Annotated in this window: 15 protein-coding genes; 11 read left to right on the forward strand and 4 right to left on the reverse strand. The window is 74.4% G+C overall.

Features of this window, described 5'->3' with window-relative positions; all coding sequences use genetic code 11:
* From CCN44_RS28440 to CCN44_RS28480, 9 genes are all read left to right on the forward strand, one after another.
* Nucleotides 1-1,011: SDR family NAD(P)-dependent oxidoreductase (locus CCN44_RS28440; protein WP_143650004.1), on the forward strand; the 1,011-nt coding region annotated here is incomplete at its 5' end.
* Complete coding sequence (locus CCN44_RS28445) at nucleotides 1,004-2,287, forward strand: ACP S-malonyltransferase (protein ID WP_086700666.1); 1,284 nt, start codon at nucleotides 1,004-1,006, stop codon at nucleotides 2,285-2,287. The genes CCN44_RS28440 and CCN44_RS28445, both read left to right, overlap by 8 nt.
* The gene (locus CCN44_RS44560) at nucleotides 2,284-3,003 is read left to right on the forward strand and encodes an SDR family NAD(P)-dependent oxidoreductase (RefSeq protein WP_158103159.1); all 720 of its coding nucleotides are present in this window, start codon (nucleotides 2,284-2,286) and stop codon (nucleotides 3,001-3,003) included. Before CCN44_RS28445 ends, CCN44_RS44560 begins: the two co-directional genes overlap by 4 nt.
* Nucleotides 3,004-3,069: 66 nt before the next feature.
* On the forward strand, nucleotides 3,070-4,092 hold the full coding sequence (locus CCN44_RS28455) for a 3-oxoacyl-ACP synthase III family protein (RefSeq protein WP_059247564.1): 1,023 nt from the start codon (nucleotides 3,070-3,072) through the stop codon (nucleotides 4,090-4,092).
* A gap of 53 nt (nucleotides 4,093-4,145) precedes the next feature.
* On the forward strand, nucleotides 4,146-4,400 hold the full coding sequence (locus tag CCN44_RS28460) for an acyl carrier protein (RefSeq protein ID WP_059247563.1): 255 nt from the start codon (nucleotides 4,146-4,148) through the stop codon (nucleotides 4,398-4,400).
* A gap of 20 nt (nucleotides 4,401-4,420) precedes the next feature.
* Nucleotides 4,421-6,271 (forward strand): asparagine synthase (glutamine-hydrolyzing), encoded by a 1,851-nt coding sequence (gene asnB, locus CCN44_RS28465; protein WP_086700669.1) that lies wholly within the window; start codon nucleotides 4,421-4,423, stop codon nucleotides 6,269-6,271.
* A gap of 149 nt (nucleotides 6,272-6,420) precedes the next feature.
* On the forward strand, nucleotides 6,421-7,200 hold the full coding sequence (locus CCN44_RS28470) for a thioesterase II family protein (protein WP_059247561.1): 780 nt from the start codon (nucleotides 6,421-6,423) through the stop codon (nucleotides 7,198-7,200).
* Nucleotides 7,201-7,203: 3 nt separating this feature from the next.
* A complete protein-coding gene (gene ccrA / locus CCN44_RS28475) occupies nucleotides 7,204-8,574 on the forward strand; it encodes a crotonyl-CoA carboxylase/reductase (RefSeq protein WP_086700672.1) in 1,371 nt (456 codons plus the stop codon).
* Nucleotides 8,571-8,786, forward strand: coding sequence for an MbtH family protein (locus CCN44_RS28480; protein ID WP_059247559.1), 216 nt, complete (start codon nucleotides 8,571-8,573; stop codon nucleotides 8,784-8,786). Before ccrA ends, CCN44_RS28480 begins: the two co-directional genes overlap by 4 nt.
* Before the next feature lie 61 nt (nucleotides 8,787-8,847).
* Here the strand turns inward: CCN44_RS28480 and CCN44_RS28485 are convergent, their stop codons facing one another.
* The 3 genes from CCN44_RS28485 to CCN44_RS28495 form a co-directional block, all read right to left on the reverse strand.
* Nucleotides 8,848-9,348 carry a peptidylprolyl isomerase gene (locus CCN44_RS28485; protein ID WP_059247558.1) on the reverse strand — a complete coding sequence of 167 codons (501 nt, stop codon included), beginning with the start codon at nucleotides 9,346-9,348 and terminating at the stop codon, nucleotides 8,848-8,850.
* A gap of 115 nt (nucleotides 9,349-9,463) precedes the next feature.
* A complete protein-coding gene (locus tag CCN44_RS28490; protein WP_059247557.1) occupies nucleotides 9,464-10,537 on the reverse strand; it encodes an NAD(+)/NADH kinase in 1,074 nt (357 codons plus the stop codon).
* A 148-nt stretch (nucleotides 10,538-10,685) separates the two neighbouring features.
* The gene (locus CCN44_RS28495; protein WP_086700675.1) at nucleotides 10,686-11,543 is read right to left on the reverse strand and encodes an alpha/beta fold hydrolase; all 858 of its coding nucleotides are present in this window, start codon (nucleotides 11,541-11,543) and stop codon (nucleotides 10,686-10,688) included.
* Nucleotides 11,544-11,640: 97 nt separating this feature from the next.
* Here CCN44_RS28495 and CCN44_RS28500 point away from each other — a divergent pair, with 97 nt between their 5' ends.
* Nucleotides 11,641-12,075 carry a winged helix-turn-helix transcriptional regulator gene (locus CCN44_RS28500; protein WP_086700678.1) on the forward strand — a complete coding sequence of 145 codons (435 nt, stop codon included), beginning with the start codon at nucleotides 11,641-11,643 and terminating at the stop codon, nucleotides 12,073-12,075.
* A gap of 139 nt (nucleotides 12,076-12,214) precedes the next feature.
* Nucleotides 12,215-13,945, forward strand: coding sequence for a sigma-70 family RNA polymerase sigma factor (locus tag CCN44_RS28505; protein ID WP_086700681.1), 1,731 nt, complete (start codon nucleotides 12,215-12,217; stop codon nucleotides 13,943-13,945).
* Between the two features lie 7 nt (nucleotides 13,946-13,952).
* On the opposite strand, the gene CCN44_RS28510 is transcribed toward CCN44_RS28505, so the two are convergent.
* Nucleotides 13,953-14,696 (reverse strand): AraC family transcriptional regulator, encoded by a 744-nt coding sequence (locus tag CCN44_RS28510; protein ID WP_059247553.1) that lies wholly within the window; start codon nucleotides 14,694-14,696, stop codon nucleotides 13,953-13,955.
* Nucleotides 14,697-14,749: the final 53 nt, after the last annotated feature.

Raw genomic sequence — 14,749 nt, forward strand, 5'->3', positions numbered from 1 at the left:
CTCGCCGTGGCCGCCGTCGACCTGCCCGCCGGACGGCCGGCCGAGGAGGCGGCACACACCCTGCTCGCCGAACTCGGCGCGGCCCGCCCCTCGGTGACCCACACCGCAGGCCGCCGGGCCGTCTGGCGGCCCCGGCCCGCCCCGCTGCCCGACCGCGAGGTCACCGCCGCCGACCTCGGCCTGGACCGCGACTCCGTGGTCCTCCTCACCGGGGGCGCGCGCGGCATCACCGCACGCCTGGCCCGTGCCCTGGCCGCGCTCACCGGCTGCCACATCGAACTGGTCGGCCGCACCGAGCCCGTCGCGGGGCCGCTGCCGACCGACGAGGACCTGCGCGCCCGGCTGATCGCCGAGGGCGGGCGCGACCCGGCCGGCATCGAACGCGCGGTCCGCGCCCACGCCGCCGGCCGGGAGGTCCGGCAGTGCCTGGACGACCTCGCCGAGCGCGCCGCGTCGGTGCGCTACCACCGCGCCGACGTCCGCGACCCCGGGCGGCTGGGCGCCGTCCTGGACGACGTCCACGCCCGGCACGGCCGGCTGGACACCGTCGTCCACGCGGCCGGCCTGGTCCGCGACCGGCTGCTGCGGGACAAGACGCCCGAGGAGTTCGCCGAGGTGTACGACACGAAGGTCGCCGGTGCCCGCGCGCTGGCCGGCCGGCTCCGGCCGGGCCTGCGCCACCTGGTGCTCTTCGGCAGCATCGCCGGCGTGACCGGCAACCGCGGCCAGACCGACTACGCCGCCGCCAACGACGCCCTGGACACCCTGGCCCACCAGTGGTCCGGCCGGCTCGCCGACCGGGTCCTCGCCCTGGACTGGGGCCCCTGGGCGGCGGACGCGGGCGGCATGGTCACCGCCGAACTGGAACGGGCGTACCTCCGCAACGGCATCGGCCTGATCGACCCGGACGACGGCGTGCGGGCCTTCCTGCGCGAACTGGCCTTCGGCCGCGACCCGCAGGTGCTGCTCGCCGCCGGGGACCCCGCCGGGTTCGGGAGCGCCCTTGACTGACATCCTCCTCGCCGCCGCGGCCGGCCCCGGAGACCTGCGCGCCGCGCTGCGCGCCGGCCGCCGCGGCGGCACCGGCCCCTGCCGCGTCGCCGTCCTCGACCCGACGCCCCAGCGGATCGAGCAGGCCCTCGCCCTGATCGACCGCGGGGAACCCTGGCAGGGCGGCAACGACCTCTGGTTCGCCCCCCGGCCCGCACCGCCCGGCGGCACCGTGTTCCTCTTCCCCGGACTGGACGCCCGTACCGGCCCGCCCCCCGACGACGTGCTGCGCTGGCTGGGCCGCCCCGCCGGACCGGCGTCCGGCTCGACCGGCCTCGCCGAGCGCACCCGCGCCACGCTGCGCCTCAACCGCGTGCTCCACGCGGCGCTGCTGCGCGCCGGCATCGTCCCGGACGCCATGGCGGGGCACAGCGCGGGGGAGTGGAGCGCCCTGTTCGCGGCCGGCCTCTTCGCCGAGCCGGCGTTCGAGGACTTCGCCCGCACCATGGGCGCCGCCCCGGTCCCGGACGTGGTCTTCGCCGCCGTCGGCCTGCCCGCCGAGGCGGCGGCCCGACTCGCCCGGGACGAGCCGGGGGTCGTGCTGTCCCACGACAACGCGCCCGACCAGAGCGTGCTGTGCGGCGACGAGGACGCCGTCGGCCGCTGCCTCGCCCGGATCGCCGACCCCGAGGTGCCCCGCAGGGTGCTGCCGTTCCGGTCGGGCTTCCACTCGCCGATGCTCGCGCCGTACCTGCCGGGTTTCTCCGCCGTGTTCGACCGGGTGCCGCTCGCCCGCCCGTCCGTCCCCGTGTGGTCCGCGACCACCGTCGCCCCCTACCCGGACGACGAGACGGAGCTGCGCGCCCTGCTGAACCGGCACCTGGTGGAACCCGTCCGGTTCCGGGCCGTGATCGAGCGGCTGTACCGGGCCGGCGCCCGGGTGTTCGTCCAGGTCGGCTGCGGCAGCCTCACCCGGTTCGTCGCGGCCACCCTCGCCGGCCGCCCGCACCGCACGGTCAGCGCGGGCTCGGCCACCCGGCCGCAGCTCGACCAACTGCGCTGGGCCGCCGCCGCCCTGTGGGCCGAGGGCCACGCCCCGGACCTGCCCGCACTCGGCCTGACCACACCCGCCGCCGCCCCGCCACCGAGCAGCGGCCCGGCGCCCGGCATCGGTCCGGCACTGAGCACCGGCCCGGCGCCGAGCACCCACCCGGTGGCCGGTGCCTACGAGGCCGCCGTCGCCGCGGTGAGCGCCTCCGTGGAGACCGTCTACCGGACCTGGAGGGAGCGGACGTGAACCGACAGCGACACGCGGTCGTGACCGGATCGTCCAGCGGCATCGGCGCGGCCGTCGCCGCCCGGCTGGCCGGGGCCGGCTGGGCGGTCACCGGCTGGGACCGCAGACCGGGCGACGGCACCGGCCTCGCCGACTGGCGCCGGGTGGACGTCTCCGACGCCGAGTCCGTGCAGGCCGCCGCCCGCGAGGTGACCGAGACCGACCTGCTCGTCAACAGCGCGGGCGTCGGCGCCATCGCCCCCTCGGCCGAGCTGAAGCCGCGCACCTGGGAGCGGGTCGTCGGCGTCAACCTCAGCGGCACCTTCTACTGCGCCCAGGCCCTGTTCCCCGCCCTGTCCGCGCGCCGCGGACTGGTGGTGAACCTCGCCTCCGTCATGGCCCACCGGGCCGTCCCCGGCCGCGCCGCCTACTGCGCGTCCAAGGCCGGCGTCGTCATGCTCACCGAGACGCTCGGCGTCGAATGGGCCGAGCACGGCGTACGGGTGGTGGCCGTCAGTCCCGGCTACGTCCGCACCCCCCTCGTCGCGGAGGGCTTCGCCAACGGCAACCTGGACGAGGCCGCCATCGCCGCCCGCACCCCCCTGGGCCGGCTCGCCGAGCCCGAGGAGATCGCCGACCTCGTCCTGACCCTCACCGGCGCCCCGTTCGCCTACCTCACCGCCACCACCCTGCGCTTCGACGGCGGCTGGACCGCCGACGGCGTGTTCCCCCGCTGAACCCGCCTCCGGCCCACCGGACCACCGGACAAGCCGAACAGGCCACGGACAAGGAGAACCACCCCGATGCCCGTCACGGACTTCGGCGTCCTCGCGGTCGCCCACGCCCTCGGCGACCCGCGCGACGTCGCCGCCACCGCGGCCGACCACGTCGACGACCCCGACCGCGTCCTGCTGTGGGGCTACCGCGGCTACCACCGCGCCCCGGAGGGCACCACCCCCACCGCGCTCGCCGCCCGCGCCGCCGAGAAGGCCCTCGCCAAGGCGGGCGTCGACCCCCGGGACCTCGACCTCGTCGTGGTCGCCGACAGCAGCGTCCCCGAGTACCTGCTGTGGGACACCTCCGCCGCCGTCGCCCGCGCGATCGGCGCCGACACGGCACCCACGCTGCTGCTCAGCCAGGGCTGCGCGTCCGGCGTCACCGCCTTCCAGCAGATCGCCGGCACCTTCGCCACCCGCCCCGACGCAGACACGGTCCTGCTGGTCGCCGTCAACCAGGTCAGCGAGGCGCACACCAACCGGATGCGCTTCAACACCCTGCTCGGCAGCGACGGCGCCGCCGCGGCCGTGCTGCGCCGCGGTCACGACCGGCTCCGCTGGCTGGCCACCGAGCAGCTCACCGACCCCACCTACGCCGACTTCTACCGGGTCGAGTACGGTGGCGCCGGCGCCCCGCACGCCCCCGAGGGCACCGGCAACCTGGACATCGACCCGCTGGCCCTGGTCTACCGGCACTTCCGCCGGGAGCCCGAGCACCTGGCGCGGTTCGTCCGCACCCTCAACAGCCGCGTCCGCACCGTGTTCGAGGACGCCTGCGACCGGGCCGGGATCGACCCCGGCCGGGTGACGCGGTTCCTGTACCTCAACGACAACCAGGACTCCCTCGCCGACGTCGCCAAGGCCGTCGGCGTGCCCCTGGACCGCACCAACGCCGAACTGGCCAAGGACCTCGGCCACTGCGGCGGCGCGGACCAGCTGATCTGCCTGGACACGCTGCTCGAACGCGGCGAGCTGGCCGAGGGCGACGTCGTCGCGCTCGCGGGCCTGTCCATCGGCATGCACTGGTACTGCACGCTGCTCGCCGTCTGATCCAGCACCCCGGACCACCACCCGCACGACAGAACACGGAGAGAAGAACGACCATGGCAGAGCTGACCATTCAGGACCTGATCGACATCTTCAACCGCAGCAACGGCGACCAGGACCCGGTCGAGCCCACGGGCGACCCGTCGGACGTCACCTTCGCCGCGCTCGGCTTCGACTCGCTCACTACGCTGAACGCCGTACGCCGGATCGAGCGCAAGCACGGCGTCGAACTCGGCGAGAACGTGATCAGCGAGGCCCGTACGCCGCGCCAGCTGCTCGACCGCGTCAACGCCGCGCTCGCCGCGGCCTGAAGCACCAGGAGCGACACGACATGTGCGGAATCACCGGATGGGTGGCCCACGGCGAGGACCTCGCCCGGCACCGGTCCGTCGTCCAGGCGATGACCGACACCATGAGCTGCCGCGGCCCGGACGCCGAGGGCGTCTGGATCGAGGGGCCCGCCGCGCTCGGCCACCGCCGGCTGTCCATCATCGACCTGGCGGGCGGCGTCCAGCCCATGGTCGCCGAACGCGACGGCCGGACCCTGGCGGCCCTGACCTTCTGCGGCGAGATCTACAACTTCCGGGAGCTGCGCGCCGAACTCGCCGCCCTCGGGCACTCGTTCCGCACCGACAGCGACACCGAGGTCGTCCTCACCGCCTACCTCCAGTGGGGCGCCGACTTCGCCGCCCGGCTCAACGGCATGTTCGCCATCGGCCTGTGGGACGCGACCACCCGCGAACTGCTGCTGGTCCGCGACCCCATCGGGGTCAAGCCGCTGTACTACGCCCGCACGGCCCACGGCGTGATGTTCGGCTCGGAGCCGAAGGCCGTCCTGGCCCACCCCGGCGTGCCGCGCCGCGTCGACGCCCAGGGGCTCGCCGAGATCCTGGACATGGTCCGGACCCCGGAGATCACCCCGTTCGCCGACCTGTCCGAGGTCCGGCCCGGCCAGGTGGTGCGGGTGACCGAGGGCGGGCTGACCCGCACCCGGTACTGGCAGCTCACCGCCCGCGAGCACACCGACGACCTGGACACCACCGTCGCCACCGTGCGCGAGCTGCTGGAGGACATCGTCGCCCGCCAGCTCATCGCGGACGTCCCGGTCGCCACGCTGCTCTCCGGCGGCCTCGACTCCTCGGCCATCACCGCGCTGGCCCAGCGCGCGCTGACCGCCGAGGGACGCGGCCCGGTCCGCTCCTACTCGGTGGACTTCCAGGGCGCGGCCGACGGCTTCGAACCGGACGCGGTGCGCGGCACGGCCGACGCCCCCTACGTCCGGGACTGCGCCGCCCACGTGGGCTCCGACCACCGCGAGGTGCTGCTCGACAGCACCGAGCTGGCCGACCCGGCGGTCCGCGCGGCGATCCTCGGCGCGACCGACCTGCCGCCCGCGTACTGGGGCGACCTGTGGCCGTCGCTGTACCTGCTGTGCCGGGAGATCCGCAAGCGGGCGACCGTGGTGCTGTCCGGCGAGTCCGCCGACGAACTGTTCGGCGGCTACCGCTGGTACCAGCGCCCGGAGGCGGTCGACGCCCCGACCTTCCCCTGGCTCACCCCGGGCTCGGCGCGCATCTTCGGCGGCAGCTCGCTGATCGATCAGGGCCTGCTGGAGAAGCTGGACCTGGAGGGCTACCGCCGGGACCGCTATGCCGAGGCCCTCGCCGAAGTGCCCGTGCTGCCCGGCGAGTCCGCGGCCGACCGGCGCATGCGCGAGGTGACGTACCTGAACATCACCCGCTTCATGCAGGCCGTGCTGGACCGCAAGGACCGCATGAGCATGGCCGTCGGCCTGGAGGTCCGGGTGCCGTTCTGCGACCACCGCCTGATGGACTACGTGTTCAACGTGCCGTGGGCGATGAAGTCGTTCGACGGCCGGGAGAAGAGCCTGCTGCGCGCCGCCGTCCGCGATGTGCTGCCGGCCTCGGTCCTGGAGCGCACCAAGACCCCGTTCCCGTCCACCCAGGACACCCGCTACGAGCAGGCGCTGCGCGCGGAACTGCGGGCGGTGCTGGCCGACCCGGACTCCCCGGTGCTGCCGCTGCTCAACACCGCCCGGGTGAACCGCGTCCTCGGCCGTGAGCTGGACGACTTCAGCCTGCCGCACGACCGCGGCGGCATCGAGATGGCACTCTGGCTCAACCGCTGGCTCGTCTCGTACGACGTGACCGTGACGGTCTGACCGTCCGGCCGCCTCATGGACGCACCGTCCGACCGGTGGAGCGCCGCCCGCACGGGCCGCCCCGCGCTGCACCGGTCGGCGTCCATGACCTTTCACCCAGAGCACGTTCACCGTTCCACACGTTCCACACGTTCCACCAAGGGGGACACATGGCCGACCGGTCCAGCGCAGAGCACCAGCTGTGGCTGCGCAGTTTCCACCAGCCCGCACCGGGTGCGCCGCGGCTGCTGTGCCTGCCGCACGCCGGTGGCTCCGCGAGCTTCTACTTCCCCGTCTCCAAGGCGCTGGCGCCCGCGGTGGACGTGCTCGCGGTGCAGTACCCCGGCCGCCAGGACCGCCGCCTGGAACCCCCGGCGGACTCCGTCCAGGAACTCGCGCAGGGCGTGTTCCGCGCGCTGGACGAGCGGGAGGACACCCCCCTCGCCCTGTTCGGGCACAGCATGGGCGCCATGGTCGGCTTCGAGCTGGCCCGGCTGCTGGAGGCCGCCGGGCGGCCCCCCGCGGTGTTCTTCGTCTCCGGCCGCCGGGGCCCGTCCGTCGAGCGGGTCGAGAACGTCCACCTGGGCGGCGACGCGCGGCTGATCGAGGAGGTCGCCAAGCTCGACGGCACCGACGCCGCCCTGCTCCAGGACGAGGAGATGCTCGACCTGATCCTGCCCGCGCTCCGGGCCGACTACCGTGTGGTGGAGACCTACCGGCGCACCCCCGGGCCGCGGCCGAGCTGCCCCTTCGTCGCGCTGACGGGCGACGCCGATCCCCGGGTGACCCCCGAGGAGGCGCGGGCCTGGGAGCAGGAGACCGACGGCCCGTTCGAGCTGCACGTGTACCCCGGCGCCCACTTCTACCTGGTGGAGCAGCAGCAGGCCGTACTCGACCGGATCGGGACCACGCTGCGGCGGCTCGCTCCCGGCGCCGGAGCGGTGGCCTGACCCGTGCACCAGATCCTCGACGCGATCCTGTCGGCGCAGGCCGGCCCCGCGGACTTCGCGGCCCTGCCGCTGCCGGAGTCGTACCGCGCGATCACCGTCCACAAGGACGAGACGGACATGTTCGCGGGGATGCGCACCCGCGACAAGGACCCGCGCAAGTCGCTGCACCTGGACGAGGTGCCCGTGCCCGGACTCGGGCCGGGCGAGGCCCTGGTGGCGGTGATGGCCTCCTCGGTCAACTACAACTCGGTGTGGTCGGCGATCTTCGAGCCGCTGCCGACCTTCGGATTCCTGGAGCGCTACGGCCGGCGCAGCGAGCTGACGAAGCGGCACGACCTGCCGTACCACGTCATCGGCTCCGACCTGGCCGGCGTGGTGCTGCGGACCGGGCCGGGGGTGCAGGCCTGGAAGCCCGGTGACGAGGTCGTCGCCCACTGCCTGTCGGTCGAGCTGGAGTCCGCCGACGGCCACGACGACACCATGATGGATCCCGAGCAGCGGATCTGGGGCTTCGAGACCAACTTCGGCGGTCTGGCGGAACTGGCGCTGGTGAAGTCCAACCAGCTGATGCCCAAGCCCCGCCACCTCACCTGGGAGGAGGCCGCCGCCCCGGGCCTGGTCAACTCCACCGCCTACCGGCAGCTGGTGTCGCGCAACGGCGCCCAGCTGAAGCAGGGCGACAACGTGCTGATCTGGGGCGCGAGCGGCGGACTCGGGTCGTACGCCACCCAGTTGGCGCTGGCCGGCGGCGCCTTCCCGGTCTGTGTGGTCTCCTCGCCGCAGAAGGCGGAGATCTGCCGCGCGATGGGCGCGGAGGCGATCATCGACCGCGACGCCGAGGGCTACCGGTTCTGGAAGGACGAGCAGACCCAGGACCCGCGCGAGTGGAAGCGGTTCGGCACGCGCATCCGCGAGCTGACCGGCGGCGAGGACGTCGACATCGTCTTCGAGCATCCGGGCCGGGAGACCTTCGGCGCCTCGGTGTTCGTGGCCCGCAAGGGCGGCACGATCGTCACCTGCGCCTCGACCTCGGGCTATACGCACGAGTACGACAACCGCTACCTGTGGATGTCGCTGAAGAAGATCGTCGGCTCCCACTTCGCCAACTACCGCGAGGCCTGGGAGGCCAACCGGCTCGTCGCCAAGGGCAGGATCCACCCGACCCTGTCGACGGTGTACCCGCTGGCGGAGACCGGCCAGGCCGCGCACGACGTGCACGCGAATGTGCACCAGGGCAAGGTCGGTGTGCTGTGCCTCGCGCCCGAGGAGGGCCTCGGCGTGCGCGACGAGGAGACACGCGCGCGGCACATCGACGCCATCAACCGCTTCCGGCCGCCCGCGCCGGCCGCCCCTACGAAAGGAACGACGTCATGAGCAACCCGTTCGACAACGAGGACGGCCGCTTCTTCGTGGTCGTCAACGACGCCGGACAGCACGCCCTCTGGCCGGCCTTCGCCGACGTCCCGGCCGGCTGGACGGTCGTCCACGGCGAGGCCGACAAGGCGGCCTGCCTGGAGTACGTCACCGCGCACTGGACCGACATGCGGCCCCGTCAACTGGCCGACGCCCTGGCCGCGGAGAGCTGACGGGCCGGGCGCCGCGACGCGGGCGGCACCGGTGCACCGGTGCCGCCCCGGCGGGTGTGCGTCAGCCGATGACCTTGGCGGACTCGATGACCACGGGCTCCGTCGGGACGTCCTGGTGACCGGCCCGGCTGCCCGTCTTGACGCCCTTGATGGCGTCGACGACGTCCTTGCCCTCGGTGACCTTGCCGAACACGGCGTAGCCCCAGCCGGTCGGGGTCTTCGCCGAGTAGTTCAGGAAGGCGTTGTCCGAAACGTTGATGAAGAACTGGGCCGTGGCCGAGTGCGGGTCACTCGTCCGCGCCATCGCCACGGTGTAGTTGTCGTTCTTCAGCCCGTTGTCGGCCTCATTCTGGATGGGCGCATCGGTGGGCTTCTGCTGCATGTCCGGGGTGAAACCGCCGCCCTGGATCATAAAGCCGTTGATTACCCGGTGGAAAATCGTGCCGTCGTAGTGGCCCTTGCGCACATACGCCAGGAAGTTCTCGGCGGTCTTGGGCGCCTCGGCGTCGTTGAGTTCCAGCACGATCCGGCCGGCGCTGGTGTTCAGCTCGACAGTCGACATCAAAATTCTCCTTATTCCGGTGGGGCTTGCCCACGCCTACGGTACGGAATATACGACCACAGGGCACACGCACCCCGCCGCGCCGCCCCGTGGTTCGAACGGCCATCCGGGTGTCTCAGGCCGGCGGCGGAGCGTCCCCCGGGGCCGGAGGAAGGGCCAGGTGGGCGAGGTCGCCCGGCGGCGGAGAGGTCACCGGCCACAGCGGAGCGGCCTTCCCGTCGGCGAGCGCGGCCGGTGCGTCGGTGAGGTGCATCCGCTCGCGCAGCCGGCCGTAGAAGTCCATCGGGCCGAGCCGTACCGCCTTCAGCCGGCGCGGGGCCGCGTACACGCCGATCCAGTCGCCGGGGCTCAGCACCCCGCGCAACTGGCCGTCGATGCTGACCGCGGCCCGGCCCGACCGTTCCAGCACGCGCAGCGCGACGGGTTCGTCCGGCGCGGCCACCACCGAACGGTTGAACACCATGTGCGGCGCGACCGGCGTGAACACCAGGGCGTCCGCGCGCGGCGAGACCACCGGACCGCCCGCGGCGAAGCTGTACGCCGTGGAGCCGGTGGGCGTCGCCACCAGCAGCGCGTCGGCCGAGTAGGAGGCGAGCAGCCGGCCCCCGAGATAGACCCCGACGGACACCTGCCGGTCCCGGGCCAGCTTCTCCACCACCACGTCGTTCAGCGCGGTCACGTTCAGGGCGACACCCCAGTCGTTGCCCACCTCGCACTCCGTGCGCACCCGCGGCGGCGGCAGCATCGGGCCGCGGCCGTACCGCAGCAGCGACTCCATCTGCGCGGGCACCTCCAGCCGGCACGACGCCCGCAGGGTGAGCAGCATCCGGCTCTCCACGGTGATCCGCTCCTCCCGTACGGCGTCCAGCGCGTCCCGCACCGCCGTGGCGGGGACCTCCGTGAGGAAGCCGACCCGGCCCAGGTCGACACCGAGCACCAGGGCGTCGTTCTCGGCCGCCAGCCGGGCCCCGCGCAGGAAGGTGCCGTCGCCGCCCAGGGTGACGATGAGGTCGGGATCGCCCGCGCTCTCGACCTCCTCGCGGGCGCTGTGCCGCGCCCCCTCCTGCCACACGTCGATGTCCGCGCATCCCACCGCGTGCTCGGCGCACCATGCGCGCACGGCCCGCGCGGCGGCCACCGCCTCGGCGCGCCCGCCGTGCACGACCAGGCCGACACGGTTCACCGTCATATCCGCACTCCCGCCTCCCGGACGGCTCCTGCCGAGCGCCATCCTCGCCGCGGACCGCGCCGGCCCGGCGCGCGCCACGCCGCCGGGGCCGTGCGGTGCACCGGCGTGCCACGCCGTCCGTCCGGCCGGGCCGGCGGGGGCCCGTGCGTCAGTCGTCCGCCGCGAGGAACGGGTCCAGCAGGTCCAGCAGCGCGTCCGGGCGGTCCAGCGGGATGATGTGGCCGCAGTCCGGGATCACCCGGCCCGTCAACCGATCGGCGTAGGGGCGCAGTTGGCTTTCCAGTGCGCCGCCGACCGGATGGGCGCCGATGGTGAGCGCGGGGACGGTGAGGCGGGCGCCGGCCACGGCCGCCCGGATCTGCCGGGCGGTGACCGGCAGGGCCCGGTACGGTCCGAACGCGGCGCGCAGCGCCTCGCCTCCGGTGTAGGCGCGGACCAACTCGGCACGGACGTCCGGCCGTACCCCCCGGCCGAGGGTGCCCCGGTCCAGGAACCAGCCGATGTACGCCTCCTCGTGCCCCGCGAGCACGGTCTCCGCCAGGCCGGGCTCGGCGTGGAAGCCGAACCACCACGGGGGGCCGCCGGCGAGGAACGCGTCGGCGCCCGGCAGGTCACCGAGCAGCGACTCCATCAGCACCAGCCGCCGTACCCGGCCGGGCCGCCGCATGGCCAGCAGGAACGCGGGCGGGGTGCCGAGGTCGATGCCGACGACGGCGGCCGGACCGGCGTCGAGCGCGTCCAGCAGGGCCTCGGCGTCGGTCGCGAGCGTCCCGGCGTCGTAGCCGTCCGCCGGCCGGTCGCTGGCGCCGAAACCCCGCAGGTCCGGCGCGATCACCCGGTGGCGGCGGGCCAGCGGGCCGATCACCTCGCTCCACAGCCGCCAGGTGTGCGGGAAGCCGTGCAGCAGCAGGACGGCCGGCCCCTGGCCGGCCGTGGCGACGTTGAGCCCGACGCCGTTGACGGTGACCCGGCGCAGTCGCACGCCGGGGACGGAGGAGGCGGTCATGAACGATCCCTTGAGTAACCAATGGTGACAAGGAAACGGTAGGAAACTAGGGTGGGCGCCACCAGACCGCACTTTCCCGTCAGGTGGTGAGCTTCAGGTGACCTCCCAGGCCAAGGACGCCCCCGCGGCGCGCGGCGACCTGTTCGACCCCGCGTGCCCGACCCGCCGGCTGCTCGACCGGATCGGGACCAAATGGACGTCGATGGCGGTGAAGGTGCTGGCGGAGGCCGCCCCGGGCGAGGTGCGCTTCGCCGAGCTGCTGCGCCGGATGCCCGGCGTCTCGCAGAAGATGCTGTCCGTGACCCTGCGGAGCCTGGTACGGGACGGCCTGGTCGCCCGCCGCGTGGAGCCCTCCGTACCGCCCGGCGTGCACTACCGGCTCACCGGACTCGGCCTGTCGCTGGAGACCGTCCTCGCCGCCGTCCGGGACTGGGCCGAGGAGCACATGGCCGAGGTGGACCGGGCCAACGAACGGCACACCGGACAGGAAGCCGGTCCCGAGGACCGGCAGGGTTCCGCCACGGGCGTGTGATCTTCTCCCTTGCGGCCCCCGCTCCGCTCCTGTGAGTCTCCCGTCGAACGATTTTCCGAAGAACTGTTATCGGCACCGCGCCGTGCGGTCTCCCAGGTAACGGACAGCATCGTTCGGCGTCGAGGACAGGGAAGCTCTGATGAGGACACAGCACACGGTGGACACGGCGGCACTGGTGAACGCCGCCCGAGCGGGAGACGCGGCGGCCCAGGACGCCTTGGTCAGCGCCTACCTCCCGCTGGTCTACAACATCGTGGGGCGGGCCCTGAACGGTTCGGTCGACGTCGACGACGTGGTCCAGGACACCATGCTCCGGGCCCTCGGCTCGCTCGGTGACCTGCGCACCCCCGAGAGCTTCCGCTCCTGGCTCGTGGCCATCGCGATGAACCGGGTCCGGGCGCACTGGCAGGACCGGCAGCTCGCCCCGGACGCCGTGGACGAGGCCGCCGATGTCGCCGACCCCGGGGCCGACTTCGTGGACCTGACCATCGTCCGGCTCCAGCTGTCCGGCCAGCGCCAGGAGACCGCGCGCGCCACCCGCTGGCTGGAGCCGGAGGACCGGGAGGTGCTGTCGCTGTGGTGGCTGGAGTGCGCCGGCGAGCTGACCCGGGCCGAGGTGGCCGCGGCCCTCGGGGTGTCACCGCAGCACACCGCGGTACGGGTGCAGCGGATGAAGGCGCGGCTGGAGGCGGCCCGGGTGGTGGTCCGGGCGCTCGACGCGCGGCCCGTCTGCGAGGAACTGCACGGCATGCTGGCCTCCTGGGACGGACAGCCCTCCGCCCTCTGGCGCAAGCGGATGGCCCGGCACGCCCGCGCGTGCGCCCGCTGCGGCGGCCTGTGGAGCGGTCTGCTGCCCGCGGAGGGACTGCTGGCCGGGCTGGCACTGGTCGGGGTCGGGTCGGCGCTGCTGACGACCACACGGTCCGCCGTCGCCGGCCTGACCGCGGCCGGTTCCACCGCACCCCTCCCGACGGTCGCCGAGGCCGCGCACCCGGCCGCGGACACCGCGGTGGGGGACCGCGCGGCGGCGGGAGCGGATCCCGGCGCCGCCGGGCCGGACGCGGGCGGCAGCGGCACCGGCGCCCCCGTCGGGCTGCGCGCCTCCCGGCGTCGCAGCACGGGCCGCGGCGAGGCGCGGCGACAGCGGCGGATCCGGCGCCGGGCCGTCGGGGGCGCTGTGGTGGCGGCCTGTGTGGCGGGCGGCGGCCTCTGGTACTTCGGCGCCGGCTCGGGACCGCAGACACGCGAGCCGGCCGCCGCGCGGACCGCCGGCGCTCCCGCGGTTGACCTCGCGGAACCCAGTCCCCTCGAGACCTCGGCCTCGCCCTCGCCCTCGGCGTCCGCCTCGCCGTCCCCGTCGCCCTCCAAGAAGCCGCGCGCCTCCAAGAGCCCCCGCCCCGCGCGGACGAGCAGCACCCCGAAGGCCGCGCCCGCCGCGCCCGCGACCGGGCGCGCCTCCCGCGCCCCGCAGGCGCAGCCGGCACCCGCGGGCACCGTGGCGCAGGTGGTCGCGCTGGTGAACAAGGAGCGGGCCGCCGCCGGGTGCGGCCCGGTCACCGAGGACCCGCAACTGGACCGGGCCGCCCAGGGTCACTCCGACGACATGGCCGCCCGCGGCTTCTTCGACCACACCGACCCCGACGGCGACGGCCCCGGCGAGCGCATCACCGCGGCGGGCTACCGCTGGTCCACGTACGGCGAGAACATCGCGAAGGGCCAGCAGACCCCGCAGGCGGTGATGGACTCCTGGATGAACAGCCCCGGCCACCGCGCCAACATCCTCAACTGCTCCTTCAAGAACATCGGCGTCGGCGTCCACGACGGCGCGGGCGGCCCCTGGTGGACGCAGGCCTTCGGCGCCAAGCTCTGATCCCCCGTCAGGGGCGCGCAGCGCTGCCCGGCGTGTGCCCGAAGGTACGCCGGAAGACGTCGATGAACGCGCTGGCCGAGGACCAGCCGCACCGGTGCGCCACCGTGGTCACCGGCGTCCCTTCGGCCAGCAGGACCAGCGCGTGGTGCAGCCGCAGCTGGGTGCGCCACTGCGGGAACGTCATCCCGAGATCGCGGCGGAACAGCCGGGAGAGCGTACGGTCGCTCGCCCCGACCCGACGGCCCAGCTCGGCCAGCGTGCGGCCGTCGGCCGGATCGGCGCGCAGGAGGTCGCACAGCGCCCGCAGCACGGGGGACGCGGGCGTCGGCAGATGCAGCGGCTGCTGCGGCGAGGCGCGCAACTGGTCCAGCAGCACCGCGCGCAGCCGCGCCCGTTCGGGACTGCCGTCCTGCGGGCCCCGGGTGTGGGCGACGATCAGTTCGCGCAGCAGCGGCCCCACGGCGAGCACGGTCGGCGTGTGCAGGCCGAGCGGGTTCTCCGCCGCGGGCAGGCCCACGAGATGGAGTTCGAGCGCGCCGTGCGCCTGGTGGGCGTGCACGGTGCCGGCCGGCACCCACAGGGCCCGGGTGGCCGGGGCGACCCAGGAACCCGCGTCGGTGGTGACGGCCAGTACGCCCCGGCCCGCGTAGACGATCTGGTGGTCGTCGTGCCGGTGGGCGCCGATCGCCGCGCCGGACGCCAGCCACTGGGTGCGGGTGGGGGCCACCGGCTCGTGGCGGATCTCCGTCATCACCTGGCAGATTATCGAAAGCGCGACAGCCCCGCGGCGCCGGAGCATGACCG

Origin of the sequence: Streptomyces tricolor, assembly GCF_002155905.1 — a bacterium.
Classification (GTDB): Bacteria; Actinomycetota; Actinomycetes; order Streptomycetales; family Streptomycetaceae; genus Streptomyces; species Streptomyces tricolor.

Coding starts and splice junctions, on each gene's coding strand:
- CCN44_RS28470 (WP_059247561.1), top strand. CDS start 6,421: ATGGCCGACCGGTCCAGCGCAGAGCACCAGCTGTGGCTGCGCAGTTTC.
- CCN44_RS28505 (WP_086700681.1), top strand. CDS start 12,215: ATGAGGACACAGCACACGGTGGACACGGCGGCACTGGTGAACGCCGCC.
- CCN44_RS28460 (WP_059247563.1), top strand. CDS start 4,146: ATGGCAGAGCTGACCATTCAGGACCTGATCGACATCTTCAACCGCAGC.
- CCN44_RS28480 (WP_059247559.1), top strand. CDS start 8,571: ATGAGCAACCCGTTCGACAACGAGGACGGCCGCTTCTTCGTGGTCGTC.
- asnB (WP_086700669.1), top strand. CDS start 4,421: ATGTGCGGAATCACCGGATGGGTGGCCCACGGCGAGGACCTCGCCCGG.
- CCN44_RS28485 (WP_059247558.1), bottom strand. CDS start 9,348: ATGTCGACTGTCGAGCTGAACACCAGCGCCGGCCGGATCGTGCTGGAA.
- CCN44_RS28490 (WP_059247557.1), bottom strand. CDS start 10,537: ATGACGGTGAACCGTGTCGGCCTGGTCGTGCACGGCGGGCGCGCCGAG.
- CCN44_RS28510 (WP_059247553.1), bottom strand. CDS start 14,696: ATGACGGAGATCCGCCACGAGCCGGTGGCCCCCACCCGCACCCAGTGG.
- CCN44_RS28455 (WP_059247564.1), top strand. CDS start 3,070: ATGCCCGTCACGGACTTCGGCGTCCTCGCGGTCGCCCACGCCCTCGGC.
- CCN44_RS28495 (WP_086700675.1), bottom strand. CDS start 11,543: ATGACCGCCTCCTCCGTCCCCGGCGTGCGACTGCGCCGGGTCACCGTC.